22 protein-coding genes are annotated in these 23,246 nt (G+C 50.0%); 15 read left to right on the top strand and 7 right to left on the bottom strand.

The genetic code is table 11. The features are described from left to right. Window positions 1-14: 14 nt before the first annotated feature. The 3 genes from ACFPK9_RS11435 to ACFPK9_RS11425 are packed head-to-tail and all read right to left on the bottom strand — an operon-like array spanning window position 15 to window position 3,006. A complete protein-coding gene (locus ACFPK9_RS11435; protein WP_377095027.1) occupies window positions 15-338 on the bottom strand; it encodes an MGMT family protein in 324 nt (107 codons plus the stop codon). Window positions 339-376: 38 nt separating this feature from the next. Then, window positions 377-2,329 (bottom strand): M48 family metallopeptidase, encoded by a 1,953-nt coding sequence (locus ACFPK9_RS11430; protein WP_377095025.1) that lies wholly within the window; start codon window positions 2,327-2,329, stop codon window positions 377-379. A 44-nt stretch (window positions 2,330-2,373) separates the two neighbouring features. Next, window positions 2,374-3,006: a LemA family protein gene (locus tag ACFPK9_RS11425; protein ID WP_377095023.1), complete on the bottom strand. Its 633-nt coding sequence runs from the start codon at window positions 3,004-3,006 to the stop codon at window positions 2,374-2,376. A 185-nt stretch (window positions 3,007-3,191) separates the two neighbouring features. Here ACFPK9_RS11425 and ACFPK9_RS11420 point away from each other — a divergent pair, with 185 nt between their 5' ends. After that, on the top strand, window positions 3,192-3,629 hold the full coding sequence (locus ACFPK9_RS11420; protein WP_377095022.1) for a 23S rRNA (pseudouridine(1915)-N(3))-methyltransferase RlmH: 438 nt from the start codon (window positions 3,192-3,194) through the stop codon (window positions 3,627-3,629). Here the strand turns inward: ACFPK9_RS11420 and ACFPK9_RS11415 are convergent. The 4 genes from ACFPK9_RS11415 to ACFPK9_RS11400 form a co-directional block, all read right to left on the bottom strand. Beyond that, window positions 3,626-4,864, bottom strand: a complete 1,239-nt coding sequence (locus ACFPK9_RS11415; protein WP_377095021.1) for a competence/damage-inducible protein A — start codon at window positions 4,862-4,864, stop codon at window positions 3,626-3,628. The two genes, ACFPK9_RS11420 and ACFPK9_RS11415, sit on opposite strands and share 4 nt — an antisense overlap. Window positions 4,865-4,908: 44 nt before the next feature. After that, window positions 4,909-6,390, bottom strand: coding sequence for a SpoIIE family protein phosphatase (locus ACFPK9_RS11410; protein WP_377095020.1), 1,482 nt, complete (start codon window positions 6,388-6,390; stop codon window positions 4,909-4,911). Window positions 6,391-6,408: 18 nt separating this feature from the next. After that, window positions 6,409-6,936: an STAS domain-containing protein gene (locus tag ACFPK9_RS11405; RefSeq protein WP_377095019.1), complete on the bottom strand. Its 528-nt coding sequence runs from the start codon at window positions 6,934-6,936 to the stop codon at window positions 6,409-6,411. Between the two features lie 130 nt (window positions 6,937-7,066). Next, on the bottom strand, window positions 7,067-7,534 hold the full coding sequence (locus ACFPK9_RS11400) for a hypothetical protein (protein WP_377095018.1): 468 nt from the start codon (window positions 7,532-7,534) through the stop codon (window positions 7,067-7,069). Between the two features lie 91 nt (window positions 7,535-7,625). Here ACFPK9_RS11400 and ACFPK9_RS11395 point away from each other — a divergent pair, with 91 nt between their 5' ends. The 14 genes from ACFPK9_RS11395 to ACFPK9_RS11330 all read left to right on the top strand — a co-directional run bounded on the left by ACFPK9_RS11395 (window position 7,626) and on the right by ACFPK9_RS11330 (window position 23,185). Further along, window positions 7,626-8,123 carry a Fur family transcriptional regulator gene (locus tag ACFPK9_RS11395; protein ID WP_377095017.1) on the top strand — a complete coding sequence of 166 codons (498 nt, stop codon included), beginning with the start codon at window positions 7,626-7,628 and terminating at the stop codon, window positions 8,121-8,123. Between the two features lie 124 nt (window positions 8,124-8,247). Further along, a complete protein-coding gene (locus ACFPK9_RS11390; RefSeq protein ID WP_377095016.1) occupies window positions 8,248-8,991 on the top strand; it encodes an AraC family transcriptional regulator in 744 nt (247 codons plus the stop codon). A 133-nt stretch (window positions 8,992-9,124) separates the two neighbouring features. Then, window positions 9,125-10,135, top strand: coding sequence for a sugar phosphate isomerase/epimerase family protein (locus tag ACFPK9_RS11385; protein ID WP_377095015.1), 1,011 nt, complete (start codon window positions 9,125-9,127; stop codon window positions 10,133-10,135). 65 nt (window positions 10,136-10,200) lie between these two features. Then, window positions 10,201-11,004, top strand: a complete 804-nt coding sequence (locus ACFPK9_RS11380; RefSeq protein WP_377095014.1) for an alpha/beta fold hydrolase — start codon at window positions 10,201-10,203, stop codon at window positions 11,002-11,004. A gap of 58 nt (window positions 11,005-11,062) precedes the next feature. Beyond that, window positions 11,063-11,911: a sugar phosphate isomerase/epimerase family protein gene (locus tag ACFPK9_RS11375; RefSeq protein WP_377095013.1), complete on the top strand. Its 849-nt coding sequence runs from the start codon at window positions 11,063-11,065 to the stop codon at window positions 11,909-11,911. Between the two features lie 135 nt (window positions 11,912-12,046). Continuing rightward, window positions 12,047-14,020 carry a bifunctional aldolase/short-chain dehydrogenase gene (locus ACFPK9_RS11370; protein ID WP_377095012.1) on the top strand — a complete coding sequence of 658 codons (1,974 nt, stop codon included), beginning with the start codon at window positions 12,047-12,049 and terminating at the stop codon, window positions 14,018-14,020. Between the two features lie 20 nt (window positions 14,021-14,040). Beyond that, window positions 14,041-15,807: a dihydroxyacetone kinase subunit DhaL gene (gene dhaL, locus ACFPK9_RS11365; protein ID WP_377095011.1), complete on the top strand. Its 1,767-nt coding sequence runs from the start codon at window positions 14,041-14,043 to the stop codon at window positions 15,805-15,807. A 100-nt stretch (window positions 15,808-15,907) separates the two neighbouring features. Beyond that, window positions 15,908-16,786 (top strand): 3-hydroxy-5-phosphonooxypentane-2,4-dione thiolase, encoded by an 879-nt coding sequence (gene lsrF, locus ACFPK9_RS11360; RefSeq protein WP_377095009.1) that lies wholly within the window; start codon window positions 15,908-15,910, stop codon window positions 16,784-16,786. 154 nt (window positions 16,787-16,940) lie between these two features. Next, window positions 16,941-17,933, top strand: a complete 993-nt coding sequence (locus ACFPK9_RS11355; protein WP_377095008.1) for a ThuA domain-containing protein — start codon at window positions 16,941-16,943, stop codon at window positions 17,931-17,933. A gap of 21 nt (window positions 17,934-17,954) precedes the next feature. After that, on the top strand, window positions 17,955-21,155 hold the full coding sequence (locus ACFPK9_RS11350; protein ID WP_377095006.1) for a PVC-type heme-binding CxxCH protein: 3,201 nt from the start codon (window positions 17,955-17,957) through the stop codon (window positions 21,153-21,155). A gap of 166 nt (window positions 21,156-21,321) precedes the next feature. Next, the gene (locus tag ACFPK9_RS11345; RefSeq protein WP_377095005.1) at window positions 21,322-22,137 is read left to right on the top strand and encodes a thymidylate synthase; all 816 of its coding nucleotides are present in this window, start codon (window positions 21,322-21,324) and stop codon (window positions 22,135-22,137) included. 4 nt (window positions 22,138-22,141) lie between these two features. Continuing rightward, window positions 22,142-22,474, top strand: a complete 333-nt coding sequence (locus ACFPK9_RS11340; RefSeq protein ID WP_377095004.1) for a hypothetical protein — start codon at window positions 22,142-22,144, stop codon at window positions 22,472-22,474. Further along, on the top strand, window positions 22,471-22,761 hold the full coding sequence (locus tag ACFPK9_RS11335) for a hypothetical protein (protein WP_377095003.1): 291 nt from the start codon (window positions 22,471-22,473) through the stop codon (window positions 22,759-22,761). Before ACFPK9_RS11340 ends, ACFPK9_RS11335 begins: the two co-directional genes overlap by 4 nt. Window positions 22,762-22,807: 46 nt before the next feature. Then, window positions 22,808-23,185 carry a VOC family protein gene (locus tag ACFPK9_RS11330; protein ID WP_377095002.1) on the top strand — a complete coding sequence of 126 codons (378 nt, stop codon included), beginning with the start codon at window positions 22,808-22,810 and terminating at the stop codon, window positions 23,183-23,185. Window positions 23,186-23,246 lie beyond the last annotated feature (61 nt).

Raw genomic sequence — 23,246 nt, 5'->3', positions numbered from 1 at the left:
TTAGTCAGTGCGAATTAAACTAATAGACACGCTGGATTACTCAACTTGCCCTGAGCATCGAACTCCACCCCTTCCGCCGCCAGCAAATCTAACTTTCGCGTGACCGCATCCCCTTCAGTCTTCCCCATATAACCTGCAATCTTCAACTGACTGTTTATCACCCTGTGACAAGGAACTTCCGGCGCATTCGGATTGCGTTTTAAGGCCTGGCCCACCGCTTGGGAAGACCCGCAGTTTAACTTTTCAGCCAAAGCTTTATAAGTAGTCACCTTCCCTTTGGGAATTTGCACAATTGCATCGTAAACGCGTTGTTCGAAGGCTGTGGGTTGGCGATTCATTCTACTTGGATATAAGCGTTCTAAACGCGAACGGAAATCTAACTTTGTTGCACAAAGGGAGGAATCGTCGCGCCCATCGCATCGGCTGCCGCGCGTAACAACTCAGCCTCACGGCTCGCCAAAACTCCATCAGCCATCACAGCAAGCCCACAAGCGTGCAAGACATCGCGCTTCATCGGTGGAGTCGACTCAGCCAGTTTCTCTAACACATCCTCTATCAGATGTAGCCCACATTGGTCCGGAGGCAAAATACCAGCTAAGCGTACACCATGTTGCGCTAAATCTTCCGCCGCGCTCACATATGCTGCTTCCAAATCCTCTCCATCAGCAGCACCAACTCCAGCCATCGTCGAAATCAACACATTCAACTCAGCATTCAACTGGCCTAACTTGTGATAGCGAATCCGCGCATCGCGACTTCCTTCAAAATAGGCAGAGAGATGGCTTTCCAAAACTTTCTGTAACATGAATTCGAAAATATCCACCTGACCATCGCTAGCTATCAACCACTGACTCGCCTTAATAAAGCGCTCATATTCTGGCTGCGACAACCGACGCAATGCCGGAATAGAAAGGTCAATCAAAGCAATCTTCTGCGACGAATGCTCATTCGCCAATTCCCCATACCACTGCGTAGCTAATTCGACAGCAGCCTCACCCATTTGCTTTTGCAGATACTTTAATTCCTTGCCACGAAGTTTTCGATCAGAAGCTAACAATAAACCGAAAATGAGCGCCTGCGCTTGCTCGCGATCGTGACACGCATCGACCCAGGATCTATCGAGGCTATCTAACACTGCAGCGCCAACGGCCACATTATTAAGCTCAGAATTGCCTAACTGGCTCCACTGCTCTCTCCCAACATTAGACTGTTGCGGTAGAGCACCACCTCCAGCGAAACCACTCATCCGTGCGTCTGGCTGCATTTCCCTGCGAGACGAAGCCACTTCCGGAATTACAGAACCTTCAAACTCACCATTCCAGTCTCCTTCAATCGCTTTGATTCTTACGTCCAGCGGTGGGTGGGTCGCAAAACCATAGGAAAACATCCCACCATCAGCAAAAAACATATGACTCGCTTCGCCAGCCTTACCAGCTTTCACTTCAGACCCATATTCTTGGCCACCAATTTTTTTCAACGCACCTGCAATACCCGCAGGGTCACGCGTAAACTGAACTGCTGAAGCATCTGCCAAATACTCACGCTGACGCGAAATCGCAGCCTGAATCATCCGCGCGAAAAAGACGCCTATCGCTCCCACTACTAACAATGCGATCGCCGCCACTAAGCCAATTAACGCTCCATTGTTATTCTCTCGGCTCCGACGCATGCTCACAAATTGCATGTGGAACAACAACTCACGTCCAATAATCGAAAGCATCATAATGCCAAACAACCAGCCAATCAGCCGCATGTTCAGCTTCATATCACCATTGAGAATATGACTAAACTCATGAGCGATCACCCCCTGCAGTTCTGATCTAGTTAAACGCTGGATACATCCACGCGTCACACCGATGACAGCATTTCCAGGTTCAGTCCCAGCGGCAAAGGCATTGATACCTGCCTCGTGATCCATCACCCATACTTGAGGAACCGGCACGCCAGAAGCTATCGCCATTTCCTCCACTACGTTCATCAACTTCCGCTCGTCAGTATCAGTCGTGTGCGGATCGACTTGGCGCCCTCCCATGTCACGCGCCACCACCTCACCACCTGCACTGAGTTGAAAGGATTTGAATAAATTTCCCGCGAGGATGACTCCAGTCGTTAGAATCGCAATCGTTGCAAAGCGCTCTAGATCCCAGAACTCTCCTTGCTCTACGATCCGAGCTCCTGAACTATCCACATAGCTCACGGTCTGACTCATAAAATACAATCCAAGGATCGCATAAATTGCCAGCACCACACCAATCAGAGCCACGATGAAGTAAAATACTAACAACTTGGTCCGACGCCGTGCGTCATCCTGCGCTTCGTAGAAATTCATGAACGAGAATTAGAAATAACTAACTGCACCTACAAACGCAGATCTTAAAATTCTACTTTCACCGCCTCACGCTCGCTCGCGTCAGAGACTTCGAAAAGAATCGCTTCACCAAAGTTAAACATTCCTGCAATGATGTTCGTTGGGAAAGTTTCGCGCTTCGTGTTATAAGTTGTCACCGCATCATTATAGGCCTGACGCGAGAAGCTCACTTTGTTTTCTGTCGAAGTTAGCTCTTCGCTCAACTGCATCATATTTTGATTCGATTTGAGATCTGGGTACGATTCAGAGAGCGCAAAAAGATTTCCTAGCGCACCTCCGAGTGCGCCTTCGGAAGCCATCAGACTCTTCATATTTTGCGCATCATTAGGATTCACATCCTTACGTGCAGATTCAGCTGTATTGCGCGCTTGAATCACTGCTTCCAAGGTCTCGCGCTCGTGCGCCATATACTTTTTCGCCGTCTCCACAAGGTTCGGAATTAGATCGTGACGGCGCTTAAGCTGCACATCAATCTGCGAAAAAGCATTCTTATAACGGTTTCGCAATTTCACTAAACCGTTATACATCCCAATCACCCAAAAAACGGCGACAGCGACAAGCGCTACAAGAATAATAAGCGTGATCGCCACACCACCAAGAGCGAGGGTTTGCATAAAGAAAGGACTGATAGTTTGCATAATGTTAGACTACTTAGTTTAAAATATTTCTCAAGTGAGATGCACTAAATCTTCACTAATTCCATACTTCTATCCATTACAAAAAATATTGGAATCTATAAACAACTCTCCGATACAACCCGGATTTCAAGTGCAGCCTCATTTTCTCCTTGCTCCACGTTGCTACTTATTCGCTACTTAAGCCAGTGAAACATTCCATCCTCGTTGCTGGCAAACCTGCCCTGAAATACGCCAAAGACGGCGTTGCTGAATACCAAAAGCGCCTCACCCGCTACGGTTCCTACGAACTCAAACATGTCAAAGATGGATCGAGCGAAGACGTCTCAAAACGACTACATGACGGCAGTACTAACAGCATCCGCATAGTCATGGATGAACGAGGAGAGCAACTCACTACTGAACAGCTCTTCAAAAAAATCAACCAATGGGAAATGCGTGGTGAAAAACGCGCCACCTATCTCATTGGCGCATCAGATGGGCACACCCAAGAACTCCGCGACCAAGCAGACCTCGTCTGGGCACTTAGCCCGCTTACCCTCCAGCACGAACTCGCCCTCGTCGTCCTGTTGGAGCAGCTCTACCGTATCGCCACCATGCAACGCGGTGAGCCCTACCACCGCTAAGCGCCAAAGAGTAAATAACGCCGTACCATATCTAGCGCCTTCTGGCTTACACAGGCTTTGAACGATTCGCGGTCGCGAGGCCAAAATTGCTCAATAGCATAAGCGTTATCTCCTTTAGCCGCAAAACCTAGCCAGACGGTACCAACAGGTTTTTCTGCACTCCCTCCAGTGGGACCAGCAATCCCTGTCACAGCAACAGCAATGTCTGCTTTGCTTGCTCGCAATGCACCTTCTGCCATAGCCGTCGCCACCTCCTCACTCACAGCTCCGAACTCTTCTAATATCTCAGCACCGACTCCTAACAACTCCTGCTTCGCCTCGTTAGAATAGGTCACAAATCCATGTGTAAACACCGCCGAAGCTCCCGAAACATCTGTAATTCGGCTGGAAATTCTCCCGCCAGTACAACTCTCCGCAGTGCTCAGTTTCTTCCCTTGATCAGCCAACAACTGCACTACGACTTCTTCGATACTACTGCCATTTTCGCTGATCAAATGCTCAGGATATTCACTCAGAGCGAAATCGCGAGCCTGAGCGACGACTGCCGATGAGCCAATCAAACGTAAATCTACTTCTGATGGACGAGCACAATAACCAACTTCCAGACCAGCCATACTATGCAAATTGGCATCCAGCCGTTCATGAAACGAACTCTCACCCACACCAGTAAATCGCAACTCTAACATTCTGTGATCATCAGCGATCTCTGCCAAAGCCCGAAGCCTATGAGGAACCTCAGCGCGATACATCGGATACAATTCATTCGGTGGCCCAGGCAGTAAAAATACGGCACAAGGAGAACTCTTCCCAAGTCTAGGCGGCACATACACGCCAGGTGCTGTGCCATTTGGATTCGGAAGCACTTCTGCTCCGCACGGAATCAAGGCCTGCTTCTTGTTAGAATCAGCCATTGGCTTCCCTAAACGTTCAAAAAACTCCACCACACAGCGCAAGGCGTGCTCATCCTCGATCAACTCGACCCCCATCGCCTCAGCAGTAGCCTCACGAGTTAAATCATCACTCGTCGGCCCTAACCCTCCAGTCACAATCAACACATCGGCACGCTCCACACTTTCTTTCATAGCCTCAACCACTGGCATACCATCTGGAACAGTAGTTTGCTTCGCCACTCTCAACCCGAGATTGAGTAACTCTTTCCCCAGCCATGCTCCGTGACTATTCAGAGTCGTGCCTAACAGCAGCTCTGTACCTGTGTTGAGAATCTCAATGCGCATGGCAAAAGGCTATGCACAATTCAAGCATTGGGCTATCTAGCAATTTACTTTTTTTGAACTGCTATCAGCGTGATATCATCCGATTGAAGAGCTCCAGAAACAAAGCTATTAATCGATTTCATCAAATTCTTTAACACGCTTTCCACACCTTCACTCGAAGATTCCTTCAAAATCTCCACCATCCGCTCTGCCCCGAACTCATCCTCCGCCAAGTTGTTAGCTTCTGTCACTCCATCGGTATAGAGCAATAAGGTATCACCCTCTTCTAAATCAAATTCATGCAGCCGCGTGATACGGTCAAACACAACTCCATCATCCAATCCTATCGCCAACCCAGGAGGCTTAACCCACTCGATACTATCTGTCGACTTCCGATAGATTGGAGCCTTGTCATGCCCCGCTCGCACTAGCTGAACATGTCCATTTTCTTCATTAATAATATAGAGAGCCAAGCTCACGAATGAATCTTCCTTGATGTCATTAAACATCAGCTTATTTACCTGACTCACCGCTGATAAAGGATCGGTACCTCGTCTTAACTCAGCCCTCAACACGCTCCGGCACATTGCCATCAGCAAACCTGCCGCCACACCTTTACCCGATACATCAGCAATCGCTATCCCCCACCTTCCTTCGCCTAGATCAATGTAATCATAATAATCACCACTTATCATTCGCGCTGGCCTATTCAAACCTTCGATCTCATAACCTAACACTTCAGGCTTCCCCTTAGGCAACAACACCTGTTGGACTTGTTGGGCAGTCCGAAGTTCACCTTCGATCTTGCGCTTCTCTCCAGCCTCTTGATGGATCGTAGCATTACCTAAAGCGAAAGCTGCTTGCTCACTCGCTGAGCGAAATAAAGTAAACTCACTCGTTGTAAACAGCCCTTCTTTTATAGGTCTCGCTACCGCCAGCACTCCTAGATCGCGTCCTCCATAAGTTAGCGGAGCTAACATTGCCGTCACATCGCCTTCATAATGCAGAAATGCATCATTAAAAGCTTCATGATATTTCACGTCATCCACTTTCTGAGGAACCCCTGCTGACAGCACTGAGCCTAACATCCCTTCACCCGCAGGAACCTTACTGAGCTGAACGTGACTCTTAAGCACATCCATATCTCCACCAGTTTTCTCAAAAACCTCCATTGGCAAACCAATTAAAAGAGGGCATTTTTTAGAGATATGCTTTGGCAACAAATAACGCCCAGACCCGCTCAACAAATAAAGCGCACCGCCTTTAGACGACACCACTTCTTTCACTCCATCCACGATCTCCCTATGGAGAGTCGATGCCGAATGATCTTCTTCCAATGCGATCCCCAGCATATGAAGAAAATCGAACAAGCGGTTCCCTTCTCCCTCTAGTGTCTTTTTCATTCCCTCAGTAACCTCTAACAACGCTTTAGTTTTGCGCCATTTAAGTAACAGCAGGAAAAGCAAAAAAGTCGAAAAGCACAGGCTTAAAGCTAGAGCATTTTCAATTTCATCCACATAGGACGCCCCCGTTAGTACCGTGCTCATTTGCAGTGAATCAGTATACTATTCATGCTGCTCAGAGTTTCGAGCTCGCAGCTCCGCCTCCAAACAATCCAGTACAGTTGAAAACTTCTCAGTGTTCGAATCATCGGCATCAACTAATGTCTGATGAGCATCAAAAACATGTTGCGTATTATCTGTCGCACCAGCAGCTCCCAGCTCCACCAGTGAAGAACGAATCTCCTCCTCTTCACCTTCCCAAGATGGCTTAGGTGGGTTGATCAACATTAAGGCACTTAAGCCAAGATCATCAAGCGATCTACTATTTTTCTCATTCGCAGAGGCCACCTCCATCAACCCTCCTTCAACTCTAGCAATGCGCATAGCGATACCCGCCATCGTCCCCATGAAAGTCGAGTCCATCCCCGTGCACGCCTCAAGATCAACCACCAAATGAGTCAAACCTGATCGAAGTTGTCTATCGGACCAATCCTTCAGTCGCGGGCTATTTGCAAATGACCCCTTACCCTCACAACGGATCCACCCGAGCCCCTCTCTCTTGCTCGCTAGAATGATATTCGATTTATTCACAGTCGGAATTGCTGATCTACCCGTCAGCCAATACCCCGATAATACGCTTCTGACTTCACCAGTCAACTCATAGCCGACTTAATTTCAAACGAAAGCCTCCACCTGCTAATCCAATGTTCAGCATGACACATCATTGCCATAAATAGGACTGATCATGTGCTATTAACTCCCCCCCGACATACAGCTCAGAGCGCCAGTTCAGCACTCGACCATCCTGCTGATATTCCTCACCAATTACCGAGAACTCAGTCACCCCTTTGCGCTTAGATGCTGGAAATCCTCTAACTTTTTTGTGCACCTTTGAGGCAGTCCCCGCCTGCCTGTACAAAAAAACAATCTCCACTGGACCCGTAGAATCATGCATCTCTCCCTTACTCCACTCCACAGTATAATAGCCACCTAACCTCCCCGCTCTTTCTTCAGCACTCACCGCACCCCGCAGACGCTTTTGTTGCTCAGACCGAGCCACAGGCGAATCCCTATCATAAATCTCAGTTTGCTTTAATTGATAGACGCTCACATCCAACTCAGGGGCGTTCGATGCACAGGCACTCAACAAAATTAACGGCGCAGCCAACAGCTGTAAACTAACATTCATGACGTCAATTGATTAAAAAAATCCAAAAATGCCAATCCCCAATATTGCCAACAGATCTTTAATCTGTAAAAACTAACCTCAGCCATCACAGATGATCGAAGAAATACACAAAAAGGTCAGCGCCTTTCTCAAAACCAAAGGCCTCCGCAACACACCTCAACGTAACGCTATCATTGACGTTATCTTCGAGTCTGATGAACACTTTACTGCCGACGAACTCTGGGAGCGCATTCGTAAATCCAATTCTAAAGCTTCTAGAGCCACCGTCTATCGAACTCTGAGCCTGTTAGTCGAAGCCAACCTCCTCCACGAAATCGACCTCGGCGAAGACCTCAAAACATACGACCCAAACTTTCACGACAAACCCGCACATAACCATCTCATCTGCGTGGATTGTGGAAAGGTGCTAGAATTCGAAGACTCCCATTTGGAGCTACTCAATGATTGCCTCACCAGACGCATGGGCTTCCGCCCAAAAAGCCAATCTATCCGCATTGAAGCCAATTGCGAAAAACTCCGCACCTCTGGCACCTGCCCAGACCTCATCAATGCCCGTGTCACAGGCAAACGCATACCTAAGAAACGCTAACTATTTTCGCGCCTTTCTAGCTTGCACTTCCGCACAGGAGAACTATAGATAACCCACTATTTCTCTTAGTCCCCTGTCGCATCTAACATCACCTTCCAAGCTGATACCACCAGTCCATCACCCTATGAAAGACGCATCCTTTTTCGAGAAACACCAACTACTCGATCATGGTGAGGGACTCTTCGACCATCTTCCCGGCTTCCTCTTCTTCGTAAAGGACATCAACTTCAAGTTCGTCTCCGTCAACCAACGCCTAGCAGATAAGCTCGGTGCTCCGTGCCCAGAAGCCGTCCTCGGAAAAAGCGATCACGATTTCTGCCCACCTTCTCAAGCCGAAATCTACGCAAAAGATGACCGACAAATCGTCGAGACCAAACAACCCATGTACAACAAGGTCGAACTCGTCCCCCGCGGAAAAGGCTTCGTCGACTGGTCCACAACCACAAAAATACCTCTTTTCAACAGAAAAGGCGAAGTCGTTGGCATCGCTGGCACCACCCGCCCATTTTCTACCGGCACCTCCGCCATCGACATCCACTCGGAGCTCGGCGCCCCACTCAGAGCTATGCACGAGCGCTTCGCCGAAAGCTTAAAAATCCCAGAATTGGCCAAAATAGCGAACCTCTCAGTCAGCGCATTTGAAAGAAAATTCAAAAAACAGTTAGAAATGACCCCGCGTCAGTACATTCGCCACCTGCGCGTACACGACGCTTGCTACAAGCTGAGCCACACCGACTCTCCACTCGCTGAGATCTCAGCATCATGTGGCTACGTCGACCAAAGCCACTTCAGCAGAGAATTCTCACGCATCATCAACGAAACCCCTCTGCAATACAGAAAACGTCACAGGGCCAACCCAGGAAAGTAGACTCTTTGCCGATTTTATACAAAACTCTCCCCTAGCAATACAAGACACAAACCAAAAAAAGGAACATAACCTTCACACGCTACGGCAGGTGAATCCTTTTCATCAATAAACCAAAACTCAATACATACTTATCATGGCACTTAAAATTCACAACGCGATGTGGCCAGGCCTCGTCGGCAAAGAAGAAGGCACTGATCACCCACCGATCTCCCTAGACTGCATGCTCGAGCTTACTAAAAACGCTGACATCAACGGCGAAAAGTTCGATGGCGTTGACCTCTTCCTCTTCCACCCACACACAGATCCTGAAGCCTCCGAAGACGATATCCGTCGCATGGCTGACAAAATCGCTGACAGCGGATTCAAGATCGGCTCCCTCGTGGCTCCAGTTTGGCCAGGTACAGTCGGTGGTTGCGCATTCGGCTCCCAAGATGACCGCGACAACTTCGTCCACGCTGTAGCGATCTCAGCAAAAATCGGTGAAATCCTCAAACAACACGGCGCTCGTGAATACGGCGTGATCCGCATCGACTCCGCAGGCGGCCCTGAAGACTTCGCTAAAGACGAAGCTGCAAACACCAAACTTCTCGCAGAAACATTCCAGCGCGCAGGCGCTGTAGCAGCTGAGCACGGCGAGCGCCTTGCAGCTGAAGGTGAGATCTGCTGGGGTGGCATGCACTCATGGAAACACATGCTCAACACTCTCGAGGAAACAGGTATGCCATCCACCGTTGGCTTCCAAGCTGACCTCGCCCACACCTACCTCTACCTTCTCGGCTACAATGCTCCTGAAGCAGCTCTCCTACAAGAAGGATACAGCGAAGAGCAGTTCTGGGAAGCATACAAGACCATGACTGACGCCCTTCGTCCATGGACAATCGATTTCCACGTCGCACAAAACGACGGTTCCGTCCACGGCACTGGCGACCACGACAAAACTGGCCGTCACTGTCAAGCTGACGACCCTAAAGGCAAGCTCGACATCACACGTTGTGCTGAAATGTGGCTCAAAGACTACGACCAGCGAGGCATCAAGCACATCTGCTGGGACGGCTGCATGTTCGACAATGACGTACTTGAGTCACCTAAAACTTGGGACGCCATCCTCGAAGCATCCATCAAAGTGCGCAATGCAGTAGGCTAATCAGACAATAGCGGTTCATCGGACCGCTATCTTTCTATCTATCACAATCTAACTTAGAAAAAATTATGCCAACAGTCACAGCAAACGGCATCCAGATGCACTACCAAGAGTCCGGCTCAGGCGAGCCACTCATCTGCATCATGGGCATTACCGCCCCAGGCGCAGTCTGGGAAGCACACGCAGAAGAATGGTCAAAACACTTCCGCTGCATCATGCCCGACAACCGCGGCGTCGGTCTCACTGACAAGCCAGCAGGCGCATACACATCAGAAATGATGGCCGACGATTACGCAGCACTCATGGACGAGCTCGGTATCGAATCCGCACGCGTTGTTGGTTGCTCAATGGGCTCTATCATCGCCCAGCAGCTCATGCTCCGTCACCCTAAGAAAGTGAAATCTGCAGTTCTCATGTGCACATGGGCACGCACCGACAACTACGCAAACGGCATCTTTCAGCACATGCAAACATGTAAGGCGCGTTTCACTCCAGGTGAATTCATGCACTACATCCAGACGCTTATCTTCGCTAAACCATTCTGGGATAATGCAGATTGCTTCGCCTCACTCGCAGAAGGCCAAGACGCCGCCGACACAGACCCAACACCACAGCCGCTTCACGGTCTCCAAGGCCAAGCAGCAGCTTGTACGTCTCACAACACCCTCGAGGACCTTCCAAAAATCCAAGTTCCTTGTTACGTCACAGGCGGCATAGACGACATCTTTACTCCTCTCTGGATGGCTAACGAAGTAGCTAACGCAATTCCTAACTGCGACACCTACTTCTACGACAATGCAGGTCACGCATTCCACTTCGAAAACGTAGAGACCTTCAACGCGAAAACCACTGAATGGCTCCTCGCCAACTAACGCAAAAGGGGCCCCAGCCCCTTCCCACTTAACTCAAAACTATAAAAATCAACAAATTATGAGCGATATTAAATTCGGATCACAAGTTTACACATGGTTCATGGACGGCTATGGCGACGGCAATGACAACAAGCTCGCCCACATGTCCAAAGTCATCAAAAAAGCAGGACTCACCGGCATCGAGCCAATGGTCCTCGAGCCATACGACAACTACTGGTTGGGCGATTGGAAAGACCCAGCAAAAATGAAGGCTGACCTCGACGAAGCCGGCATCGAGCTCATCGCACTTCCAATCATCTGTAACTGGGATCAAGAAAAGGAAACAGACTCCGAGCGTGCATGCGCAGATTGGGCTATCGAAACTCTCGCTGAGCACTTCCCTGGCGTACCTCTTGGTACAGTTCCACTTCCTAGTGGCCGCAGCGAAAACCTTCAACAACGACGCCTCAACCTCGTCAACAACGTCAACGCAGTCTCTCGCCGCGCTGCAGAGAAAGGTATCAAATGCTCTTTCCACCCGAACTCACCACCACAGTCACTCTGCCGCACACAGGAAGACTACGACATCGTACTCTCCTCACTCGACCCAGAAGCTACTGGCTGGACTCCAGACGTCGGACACATCATCCGCGGCGGCATGGATGTGATCGCTACCATGACTAAATGGCAGCACCTCATCAACCACATGCACTACAAAGATTTCTCAGGAAACGGCCCAGAGCCATGGGCTCAAATGGGAACCGGCAAAATCGACTTCCACCAAATCACAGAATTCCTTCTCCAGCGTAACTACAAAGGATGGATCGTTTGTGAAGACGAGTGCGAACACGCAATCAAGCACCCAGACGAAGTCACCCTTCAAAACGGTGAATGGTGTAAAGAAAATCTCTTTCCCCTTCTTGGCTAAGCTTTAGCAACCATTTTTTCAGCGCTCCCTCTTGCTTATTAGAGTGGAGCGCTTTATGCCTCCCAGGTGGCTCACTCTGGAACTGATAAATTCCCCTCCACATTTTCCCAACAACTTAATTAGCACACACTTCAAATGAAGAATCTTTACAACGTAAAAGACGCTCCGAAAAAAGACGACCTAGCTCTACGCGTCTACACATCTCGCCTTCTCGGCCAGGAACCAGACCTCGTCCTTCATGGCGGCGGTAACACCTCTGTGAAGACCACAGTCAAAGACTTCTTTGGCAACTTCGTAGACGTTCTTTGCGTCAAAGGTTCAGGTTGGGATCTTGCAACCATCGAAAAGCCTGGTTTCCCAGCAGTTCGCATGGACACTCTCCTCAAGCTCGCTGAGCTCGACACGCTTTCTGACGCCGACATGGTCGAACAACAACGCCTCGGCCTCCTCGACCCAGCTGCGCCAAATCCTTCTATCGAAGCGATCGTTCACGCAGTCATTCCTGCAAAATTCGTAGACCACACTCACGCGGACGCCATCCTCGCTCTCACCAACAACCCAGCTGGTAAGAAGCACATCAAGGAATGCTTCGGCGATTCCATGATCGTAGTCCCATACGTAATGCCAGGTTTCGTGCTCGCTAAAGCAGTGCAAAAAGCGATTGAAGGCAAAGACCTTTCCAAAGTCGATGGTCTCATCCTCATGAACCACGGCATCTTCACTTTCGATGACGACGCTAAGAAGTCCTACGACTTGATGATCAAAAAGGTCACACAGGCAGAGAAATACATCGCAACTCAGCTCAAGCCCAACCCAATCAAGAAGGCAAAAGTAAAAACTGACCTACTCGGTCTCGCTGCACTTCGCCAAGCAGTTTCCAAACAACGCGGCACAGCATGCATCGCTCGCCTTTCTACTTCAAAAGCAGCTAGCGCATTCGCAGCCAGTGAGAAACTTGCAAACATCTGTAAAAAAGGCCCAGTCACTCCAGATCACACGATCCGTACTAAGCGCCTTCCGCTCTACCTCGCTGACGGCGGCGACGCTACTAAAGCAGTAGCCAAATACGCGAAAGACTACACTGCTTACTTCGACAAGCACGCTACAGAAGAAACCATTCTCGACACAGCACCACGTTGGGGCGCATGGGCAAACCACGGCGTTGTATCTTTCGGTGCAACTCTCAAGGAAGCGAACATCATCGCGGACATCGCAGAGCACTCCGTTGACACTATTCTTAAAACCGAGCACGCATTCGGCGCTTGGAAAGCTCTCCCAGCAAAAGACCTCTTCGAGATCGAATACTGGGAACTCGAACAAGCTAAGCTGAAAAAAGGCGGCTCCAACAAGCCCGTTCACCAAGGCAAAATCGCTCTCGTAACAGGTGCTGCTGCTGGTATTGGTTTCGCATGTGCTGAACAACTTGCACTCCAAGGCGCAACAATCATCGGCGCTGACCTCAACCCTGAGATCGTCGAAGCAATGGAAAAAATCGGTGGACTCGGCATCGTTGCAAACCTCACTGACGATGCCGCTATCAAGGACGTTGTAGAAACCATCGTTTCTAACTACGGCGGACTCGACATCCTCGTTTCTAACGCAGGTATCTTCACCGCAGGCGCTTACCTCGAGAATCTCGAACAGTCTAACTGGGACAAGTCCTTCGCAGTCAACCTCACTTCTCACCAGAAGCTCCTCCGCGAAACAATCCCATTCATCAAGCTCGGCCTTGATGGAGCCATCGTTCTCGTTGGTTCACGTAACGTCAATGCCCCAGGCGCAGGCGCAGCATCCTACTCCTGTGCAAAAGCTGGCCTCAATCAGCTCTGCCGCGTAGCAGCTCTCGAGCTCGCTCCTGAAGGCGTACGTTGTAACATCATCCACCCGGATGCAGTATTCGATACCAAACTCTGGACTCCAGAAAACCTTCAGCGTTCCGCTGAGCGTTACGGCCTCACAGTAGAACAATACAAGACACGTAACCTTCTGAAAACTGAAATCAAGTCCGCTAACATCGGCCAAATGGTATCAGCTATGGCTTCTCCACTCTTCGGCAAGACCACTGGTGCTCAAATTCCAGTCGACGGCGGAAACGACCGCATCATCTAATCCCACATCCATTTACCATCATGTCAAATTTCGCACCAAAACTGCTCAACGACCCACTCAAGGCGGCAGACGAACTTCTCGAAGGTCTCGTCGAAGCATACAACGGCCAGTGCTACAAAGTCGGCACTCGCTCCATCGTTAAGAACGACATCCCTGACGGCAAGGTTTCCCTTCTCGTTGGTGGTGGCGCAGGCCACGAGCCAATCTACCACGCAATGGTAGGTACCAACATGGCTGACGGCGCAGCATGCGGCGACATCTTCGCAGCTCCAGCTCCAAACATCGTTCAAGAAGCAACTTCCGCAATTGATCGCGGCAATGGCGTTCTCTACCTCTACGGCAACTACGCTGGCGATGTTATGAACTTCAACGTCGGTGCTGAAATGGCCGAAGCTGAAGGCGCTGAAGTCAAAACAGTGCTCATCGCGGACGACATCGCTTCCGCTCCACCTGAGCGCAAGAAAGACCGCCGCGGTATCGCAGGTCTCGTACCAATCGTAAAACTCGCAGGCGCAGCATCTCAGACAGCTGAATCACTCGAAGACCTCGCTGCAGTAACTGAAAAAGCATGCCTCCAGACTCGCTCCATCGGGGCAGCTATGGCTCCCGGCTCCATCCCTGCTACTGGCAAGCCAACATTTGAGCTCGAACCAGGAATGGTCGGCCTCGGCATGGGCATCCATGGTGAAGCAGGCGTAGGCGAAATCCCACTCCCACCAGCTGACGAACTCACAGTTCAGATGCTCGACCTCATCCTCGAAGACTTTGAAAAAGATGCTGACGTAGAAGCGCTCAAATCTGGCGATGAAATCGTTCTCTTCATCAACTCACTCGGTGCTACCACCATGATGGAATGCCTCGTATGCATGCGCAAAGCTGCTGAGTACCTCGAAGAAAAAGGCATCGAGATCTTCGACGTGGTTATGGGACCTTACGTGACTTGCCAAGAAATGGCAGGCATCTCCTTCTCTGTCACTCGCGTTGACGAAGAGCTCAAGCAGCTCTGGTCCATGCCTTGTGAATCCTTCTGCTACTCCAAGATGGAAGGCCCAATCAAAGGTGGTACAGCGACAGTCACTAAAACAGGAAATGGCAACACAGGCGTAGCAAAAAAAGCAAAAGCAATCGCGCAGAAAGCTCTCAACCTTTCCAAGTCCACTGAAGGCCTAAGCGTTGAGCAAGCTCAGCAAATGGCTCTCAATGTCGCAGACAAGATCATCGCTGCTGAACCAATTCTTTCCCAAGCTGACCGTGACCTCGGTGACGGCGACCACGGCCTCGGTATGCAGCGCGGTTTCACAGCTCTCAAAGCAGCTGTCGACGGCACTAAATTCGACAACCTTCGCGAGCTCTATCAAACTGCAGGCACAGCACTCCTCTCCACTATGGGCGGAGCTTCTGGTGTAGTCTTTGGTTCACTCTACCTCGCAGGTGGCAAAACCATGCACGGCGCAGAGTTCTTCGGCTCACACGAGCTCGCTCACCTTCTTGAGCAAGCTCTCAAGGACGTCATGAGCCGCGGTGGTGCTAAGCCTGGCGACAAGACTATGATCGATGCCCTTCACCCAGCTGTAGAAGCTGCTAAAGCCAACATCGACAAGCCACTTTCCGAATCCATCAAGGCTGTTGCTGAAGCTGCCGAAGCTGGAAAAGAAGCATCAAAAGACATGATCGCTACTATGGGCCGCGCTAAGACGCTCGGTGAAAAGACCCTCGGTCTCCCAGATGCTGGCGCAATCTCCGTCACCATCATCCTCCAAACAATGGCGGATTACATCAATGACTAAACCAATTTCGGCTCCCGCGAGCCGCTAACAGAAAACTAGCTCGTGGCCTCAGCTGCGAGCTACTATTCACTCTAACTAATAAATAACCAAAACTAACACTATGGCAGATACAGACGATATCAGAGAAGGCGCAAGCTTCGGTCTCGACACACCAGCCTCCACCGAAGGCTTCTACCTCAAAGGCATCAACAACTCCGATTGGGGCCTTAAAAACCGCATGTCCCGCATCTTCAACAAGAAGTCCGGCAACTCCGTAATGCTCGCATTTGACCACGGTTTCCTCATGGGACCTACTTCTGGTCTTGAGCGTGTTGACCTCAACATCGCACCAATCGTAGAGCACGCAGATTGTATCATGGGTACACGTGGCATGATCCGTTCATCCATCCCAACTGATTGCTCCAAGCCAGTATGTCTTCGTACTGACACAGGCACAACTATCCTCACCGAAATGAACCACAACGTTCTTATCGCTGAGGAAGAAGCTATCCGCATGAACGTTTCTGCTATGGCTGCTATGCTCTCCGTCGGTGAAGATGAAACTGAGCACAAAACAATCGCTAACTTCTCACGCCTTGTAGACATCGGCTCCAAGTATGGTATCCCAGTCATGGGTGTTACTGCTGTTGGTAAGAAAATGGCGCGTGACGCACGTTACTTCGCTATGGCTTCCCGTGTATGTGCTGAAAACGGTGCATCCATCGTTAAGACTTACTACACAGAAGGTTTCGAAAAAGTAGTAGCTTGTACTCCAGTACCAGTTGTTATCGCAGGTGGCAAGAAACTCCCTGAACTCGAAGCTCTCGAGCTTTGCTACAACGCTATCCAGTGCGGTGCAGCTGGTGTTGACATGGGCCGCAACGTATTCCAATCCGAAGCTCCAGCTGCTATGATGGCTGCTGTTGCAGGCGTTGTTCACGACGGTCTCACACCACAAGAAGGCCTCGACCTCTTCGAAACTAAGAAGAACGAAGCTTAATTCATTCTCATACCAATCCTCTGGCGGTTCGCCGTCAGGGGATTTTTTGCCTCAAAAAAACCACCCATACACCCCAATATTACGGGTAATTCTGTTTTTTTATTCTTTTTTTGATAAAAACCGAAAAACCTGTAGTACAAATCACCACGACTCAATGAAAGCACCGATCATTCAAGCCCTAACTCTCTCGCTCACGGCAGTCACACTCTACGCCGCTGAGGATCATCTCGTTTTTGAACCACAAGGTTCAGCTAACGGCAAACACGTTGTCCTTCTCTCTGGCGATGAAGAATACCGCTCAGAAGAGTCCATGCCGATGATGGCTCAGATTCTAGCAAACAACGGCTTCAAAGCCACTGTGCTCTTTTCATTGAATGAAGATGGGACAGTAAATCCTGAAGCTGGTACAAGCCTCAGCAACTCTGCTGCACTTGATGACGCAGACGCGATCGTCATGTGTATCCGCTTCCGCCACTGGGGTGACGAAGCAATGCAGCGCTTTGAAAATGCTCTCAACCGTGGAGTCCCAATGGTTGCACTCCGCACATCCACTCACGCCTTTAACTTTAAAGACAAATCCAACAAGTGGGCTAAGTACTCTTTTGATGCAAAAGCTGACACAGGCTGGGAAGGTGGCTTCGGCCGCCAAGTACTCGGTGAAACCTGGGTCAGCCACCACGGCAAACACAAAAAAGAAGGCACACGCTCCAAGATTGAAACTGCAAACGCGAAGCACCCAGTGCTCAACGGTGTAGGCCCAATTTTTGGCACGACTGATGTCTACGGCGCAGCACCACTCGCTCCATCCACCATCCTTCTCCGCGGCGAAGTCACTCAGACTCTCGACCCGGAATCTCCAGCTGTCGAAGGCGCTAAAAATGCCCCAATGATCCCTATCGCTTGGGTGCGTGAATTTGACAATTCTGGAGAAAAGAACAATCGTATCCTCACCACCACTATGGGCGCAGCCACCGACCTGAGCGAAGAAAACCTCCGCCGCCTCGTCGTCAATGGCGTCTATTGGGGTCTCGAGATGGAAGTTCCTGCGAAAGCGGACGTATCCATCAAAGGAGAATACGCACCGAGCCCATACTCCTTCAAAAAATACAAAAAAGGCCTCAAGCCAGCAGACTTCATCGTGAAGTAACTCAATTTCCATTCAATTATTATGAAACACTTATCCTATCTTGCATTGAGCTCTGCGATTGCAGTTAGCTCAATTGCCACTCTTTACGCGGACACCACCGCCGATAAGAGCCAGGTAGCTGTGTCACAGACTTCTGGCGACACACTTAAAATCGCACCTAATAGCCACATCACCGTCATCGGTGGAGGTCTCGCTTCTCGCATGGTAAAGTTCAGCGAGTTCGAAACAGAGCTCCAAGTACGCTACCCAGACCTCAAACTCACCATCCGCAACATGGGTGATGAGGGTAACACTCCTGGTTTCCGTCCACATCCTGGACGTGATGCCGATAAACAATTTGCTTTCCCTGGCGCTAAAGAACTCGTCCGCAAGGACCTCCAAGCCAACAGCAAACCAGGCGGCCACTTCGAGACTCCTGACCAATGGCTCACCAAACTCAACACTGACGTTGTCATCGCCTGCTTCGGTTACGCTTCCGCATTTGACGGTCCGGAAGAACTCGATCGATACAAAAAAGAACTCGATGCCTTCCTCAAGCACACCAAAGCCCAAAAGTACAATGGCAAGTCTGCTCCTCAGATCGCGTTAGTTTCTCCTATCGCATTCGAAGACCAATCTGCCGATTTTGACGTTCCTAACGGTGAAACAGAGAACAAGAACCTCGCTCTCTACACTACGGCAATGAAAGAAGTCGCCGCAGCCAATGGCGTCCTCTTTGTCGATGCTTTTAGCGCATCATCCGACTGGTACAAAAACGAAGAAGAATACCTCACTCAAGACGGCTTCCAACTTAATCGCCAAGGTTACAAAGCTCTTGCATCATTCCTCGCCGATAGCGTTTTCGGCAAAGCTGAAGAAAAAGCTGAATCCAACCGCGAAGCTATCCTCGCAGCTGTTGAAGAGAAGAACTGGGTCTGGCACAACTACTTCAAGATTCCAAATGGCGTCCACGTCTACGGTCGTCGCTTCAAGCCATACGGCCCAGGTAACTACCCAGACGAGCTCAAAAAGGCCGCTGAAATGACAGCAGTCCGCGACCAAGCAATCTGGGCTGCTAACAATGGCAAAACTTTTGACGTCGCAGCTGCTGACGAAAAAACGCACAAGCTCCCTGAAGTTGAAACCAACTATACGCCAAGTAAGAAAAATGGTTCCCTTGATTATAACAAAGGACAAGCTGCAGTAGACGCGCTCAACGTGGCTGAAGGTTACAAGATTGAGATGTTCGCCTCTGAACAAGAATTCCCAAATCTCGCTAACCCTGTACAGATTTCCTTCGATAACAAGGGCCGCCTCTGGGTTGCTTGTATGCAATCCTACCCACACTGGCGTGTTGGCGATCCAAAACCTAAAGACACACTCGCGATCTACGAAGACACAGATGGCGACGGCAAAGCGGACAAAGAAACAATCTTCACTGACGAGCTCCACGTCCCGATGGGCTTCGAATTCGCTCCAGAAGGCATCTACGTTTCCCAAGCTGACTCACTTGTACTCCTTAAAGACGAAAACGGCGACGACAAGTGCGACAGCAAGGAATATATCCTTTCTGGTTTCGACGACCACGATACCCACCACGCGATCTCTGCATTCTGCACCGATCCATCTGGCGCTATCTACATGGGTGAAGGTATCTTCCTCCACTCCAATGTCGAAACAGCACATGGCACTAAGCGTGGTACAAATGGTGGATTCTGGCGCTATAACCCGAATAAAAAACACCTCGAGCGCGCAGCTCAGTACAACATCCCGAATCCATGGGGTATTGCATTCGATGACTACGGGCAGAACTTCCACCTCTATTCCTCTAGCCCAGCTGTGGGTTGGATGAACTACACTTCTATCAAGCCCAAATACGGCAGAAGCATGAAGCAGTCTGACATCCTCACGTCTGATAAGGTTCGCCCGACATCAGGACTTGAGATTGTCTCCAGCCGCCACTTCCCAGATGAAGTTCAAGGTGACATCCTCATTAACAACAATATCGGATACCTCGGCATCAAGCAGCACAAGCTCCTTGAAGATGGTACAGGCTATAAAGCGGAACACCGCCAAGACCTTCTTGTTTCTGATGACAAAAACTTCCGTCCAGTCGACCTTGAGTTCGCTCCAGACGGCTCACTCTACCTCATCGATTGGTCAAACATCTTGATCGGCCACATGCAGCACAGTGCACGTGATCCACACCGCGATCACAGCCATGGCCGCATCTACCGTATCACTTATCCATCGCGTCCACTCGTTAAGCCGGCAAAAGTCGCAGGTGCGCCTATCCCTGAACTCCTCGAAAACCTCAAACTCCCTGAGTACCGTACACGCTACCGCACTCGCCGTGAGCTCCGTGGCCGCAATGCTGACGAAGTCGTTGCTGCAACTAAAACTTGGGCGAAAAGCCTTGATAGCAAAGACCCTGAATACGAGCGCCTTCTTCTTGAAGCTCTCTGGGTTCTCTGGGGCGTCAATGAAATCGACGAACAATTCGTGACTAACTTGCTCAAAGCAAAAGACTACAAAGTACGCGCAGCTGCTGCACGTGCCGTTCGCTACAACCTTGATAAACTTAGCAATGGCCAAGAGCTCCTAGAACTCGCCGCTGCTGATGATCATGGCCGTGTACGTCTAGAAGCCATCAACACAGCAAGCTGGTTAGATAAAGAAGACGGCGTTGCTATTCTCGAAATCGCGGGTAAAAAACCTATCGATTCATGGATCAAGCAAGCATACAGCTACGCCAAATCTGACCTCACTGGCTCTGTAGTCAAAAAAGAAGTCGATCAAGAAGAAGTCGCATGGAAAAAACAAGGAATGAACAAAAAGCAAATCGCTTGGCTCAAGAAAGGCCGTGAGGTCTACCACCGCGAAGCTCACTGTGAAACTTGTCACCAGGCTGACGGAAATGGTCTTCCAGCAGCGAACTTCCCACCAATCTCCGGCACCAAGTGGGTCAACGAAGATCCTGATCGCCTCATCAAGCTCACGCTTAAAGGCCTCATGGGTGAGATCGAAGTCAAAGGTAAGAAGTACAATGGCTCTATGACTCCATTCGAAGGACTTCTTAAAGACGACGAACTCGCTGCAGTACTCACCTACGTACGTAGCAGCTTCGGCAACGACGCCAAGCCAATCACTACCAGCCAGGTGAAGAAGGTACGCGCTGAAATCAAAGACCAGGTAGGACTCTTCGACGCAGCCGAGCTCCTCAAACAGCACCCACACAAGTAAGCGAAAAGCGAACTAACACATTTATCAAAGCCACTCCAGCACATCGCGGAGTGGCTTTTTTACGTCCTAGCCATCACTATAAGTTTCAACGATTAGATATTCCAATTCGAAAAAACTTCACACTTCACACTTTCAAGTTGGCGCATACAACTTCAAACTCCAGTCCATGCAACAGTACCTCGACCTCTTACAAGATGTCCTCGACAATGGTGAAGAGCGCCACGACCGCACCGGCACAGGCACCATTTCCGTCTTTGGTCGCCAGTCCCGCTACGACCTCCGCCATGGATTCCCCTGCCTCACCACTAAAAAGTTGCACCTCCGCTCCATCATCCACGAGCTCCTCTGGTTTCTGAAAGGCGATACCAATATCCAATACCTCAAAGAAAATGGCGTCCGCATCTGGGACGAATGGGCAGATGAAAATGGCGACCTTGGTCCAGTCTACGGCCAACAATGGCGAGCATGGGCGAAAGAAGATGGCTCCACTATCGACCAAGTCGCTAAACTCATTCACGACCTCGAGCACAACCCACACTCACGCCGCCACCTCGTCTCCGCCTGGAACGTCGGTAAAGTAGAAGAAATGGCACTCCCACCCTGCCACCTCCTTTTCCAGTTCTACGTCCACGAACCAAGCACCCAAGGAGGCAAACCTGGCCTTTCTTGCCAACTCTACCAGCGCAGCGCCGACCTCTTCCTCGGTGTCCCATTCAACATCGCCTCCTACGCACTCTTCACTATGATGATTGCTCAAGTCCTCGGCTACGAAGCTCGTGACTTCGTCCACAGCTTCGGCGACCTCCACCTCTATAAGAACCACATCGAACAAGCAAAACTCCAGCTCACTCGTACCCCCCACGAACTCCCTACCATGTGGATCAACCCAGAGATCAAAAACATAGACGATTTCACCTACGACGACTTCCGTCTCGAAAACTACGAAGCAGACCCACACATCAAAGCAGCAGTCTCCGTCTAATGCCATGGAGAATCCCCACCAAACTCCCCAAAGCACGCCTCAAGTTAGCGACGAAGGTAAGTTTGCCTCCACATATAGATACCTAAAGCTCTCCATCTCCAGCGCCATAAGTCTCATCATCGTTGGACTCATCGCTTGCACACTCGCTCTAAGCTATAATCTCACAAGATTAGCTACGATCTCGATGGGCGTAAGCGGTATAGGACTAGCAATGATTGCTCTTGCTCTTTTGGTGATCATACCTTTCATCATGTGGGGCTTTCAAACTGGTGTAAAAGAAGCCAAACGCAATATCGTAACACTTAACACTAAACGGCACAGCCGTGACCATCTATGAATCTACCAAGAAAAGGCAGCAAAATCATCACCCTCGACGACGTCCAGTACCGCTGGCGCGCCTACTCAACCGCTAAAGGAACGGAAGTCCGTATCGCCTTTAACGAAATCGAAGGAGGACAAATCCTCGTCGCCCAAGTCCCAAAACTTTTTAATCTCAAATGGGTCGAACCAATCATCGACTTCGGTCTCGAAAATGGCTGGGAGCCAGACGAATACGGAGATCCACTTTACATCCGAAAAAACCGTGAAACCTTCAGACTTCTCGAAGAACACGAGATCGAATAAGAACAACATTACCCAACCTAACTTCTAACTACCCAATTCTAGAAAAATGAAATTCCTTCACACACGCATCCGCGTCAGCGACCTCGACAACACCATCGACTTCTACCAAAAACTCGGCTTCGAGCTGCGCGACCGCAAGGACTCGCCACAGGGCAACAAACTCGCATTCCTTGAAATCCCCGGCGCTGAACACTTCCTCGAGCTCTGCTACTCACCAGAATTTAAAGTCGAATTCCCAGAAGACCTCATGCACACCTGCGTCGGCGTCGAAGACGTCATCGCCTACTGCGACAAACTCGAAAACGACGGCATCGAAATCTGGCCTGGCAATTGGCGCGAAAAATTCGCTGACCCAGCAAACCGCCAAATGGCATTCGTCACCGACCCTGATGGCTACGAAGTAGAAATCCTTCCTATTCCATAAGGCACAATAATTTTCCAACTCAAGCGCCACGCGCATTGTAAGAGAGCTGAATCACTAGATT

This window comes from Rubritalea spongiae (genome assembly GCF_042652385.1).
Taxonomy (GTDB): domain Bacteria; phylum Verrucomicrobiota; class Verrucomicrobiia; order Verrucomicrobiales; family Akkermansiaceae; genus Rubritalea; species Rubritalea spongiae.
Note: the sequence above shows the minus strand (reverse complement) of the source record. Positions and strands in the feature narration are given on the sequence as shown.

Bases quoted from the DNA above. Each gene is read 5' to 3' on its own strand.
- ACFPK9_RS11435 (WP_377095027.1), bottom strand. From the start codon at position 338: ATGAATCGCCAACCCACAGCCTTCGAACAACGCGTTTACGATGCAATT.
- ACFPK9_RS11430 (WP_377095025.1), bottom strand. From the start codon at position 2,329: ATGAATTTCTACGAAGCGCAGGATGACGCACGGCGTCGGACCAAGTTG.
- ACFPK9_RS11425 (WP_377095023.1), bottom strand. From the start codon at position 3,006: ATGCAAACTATCAGTCCTTTCTTTATGCAAACCCTCGCTCTTGGTGGT.
- ACFPK9_RS11415 (WP_377095021.1), bottom strand. From the start codon at position 4,864: ATGCGCATTGAGATTCTCAACACAGGTACAGAGCTGCTGTTAGGCACG.
- ACFPK9_RS11410 (WP_377095020.1), bottom strand. From the start codon at position 6,390: ATGAGCACGGTACTAACGGGGGCGTCCTATGTGGATGAAATTGAAAAT.
- ACFPK9_RS11400 (WP_377095018.1), bottom strand. From the start codon at position 7,534: ATGAATGTTAGTTTACAGCTGTTGGCTGCGCCGTTAATTTTGTTGAGT.
- ACFPK9_RS11395 (WP_377095017.1), top strand. From the start codon at position 7,626: ATGATCGAAGAAATACACAAAAAGGTCAGCGCCTTTCTCAAAACCAAA.
- ACFPK9_RS11390 (WP_377095016.1), top strand. From the start codon at position 8,248: ATGAAAGACGCATCCTTTTTCGAGAAACACCAACTACTCGATCATGGT.
- ACFPK9_RS11385 (WP_377095015.1), top strand. From the start codon at position 9,125: ATGGCACTTAAAATTCACAACGCGATGTGGCCAGGCCTCGTCGGCAAA.
- ACFPK9_RS11380 (WP_377095014.1), top strand. From the start codon at position 10,201: ATGCCAACAGTCACAGCAAACGGCATCCAGATGCACTACCAAGAGTCC.
- ACFPK9_RS11375 (WP_377095013.1), top strand. From the start codon at position 11,063: ATGAGCGATATTAAATTCGGATCACAAGTTTACACATGGTTCATGGAC.
- ACFPK9_RS11370 (WP_377095012.1), top strand. From the start codon at position 12,047: ATGAAGAATCTTTACAACGTAAAAGACGCTCCGAAAAAAGACGACCTA.
- dhaL (WP_377095011.1), top strand. From the start codon at position 14,041: ATGTCAAATTTCGCACCAAAACTGCTCAACGACCCACTCAAGGCGGCA.
- lsrF (WP_377095009.1), top strand. From the start codon at position 15,908: ATGGCAGATACAGACGATATCAGAGAAGGCGCAAGCTTCGGTCTCGAC.
- ACFPK9_RS11355 (WP_377095008.1), top strand. From the start codon at position 16,941: ATGAAAGCACCGATCATTCAAGCCCTAACTCTCTCGCTCACGGCAGTC.
- ACFPK9_RS11350 (WP_377095006.1), top strand. From the start codon at position 17,955: ATGAAACACTTATCCTATCTTGCATTGAGCTCTGCGATTGCAGTTAGC.
- ACFPK9_RS11345 (WP_377095005.1), top strand. From the start codon at position 21,322: ATGCAACAGTACCTCGACCTCTTACAAGATGTCCTCGACAATGGTGAA.
- ACFPK9_RS11340 (WP_377095004.1), top strand. From the start codon at position 22,142: ATGGAGAATCCCCACCAAACTCCCCAAAGCACGCCTCAAGTTAGCGAC.
- ACFPK9_RS11335 (WP_377095003.1), top strand. From the start codon at position 22,471: ATGAATCTACCAAGAAAAGGCAGCAAAATCATCACCCTCGACGACGTC.
- ACFPK9_RS11330 (WP_377095002.1), top strand. From the start codon at position 22,808: ATGAAATTCCTTCACACACGCATCCGCGTCAGCGACCTCGACAACACC.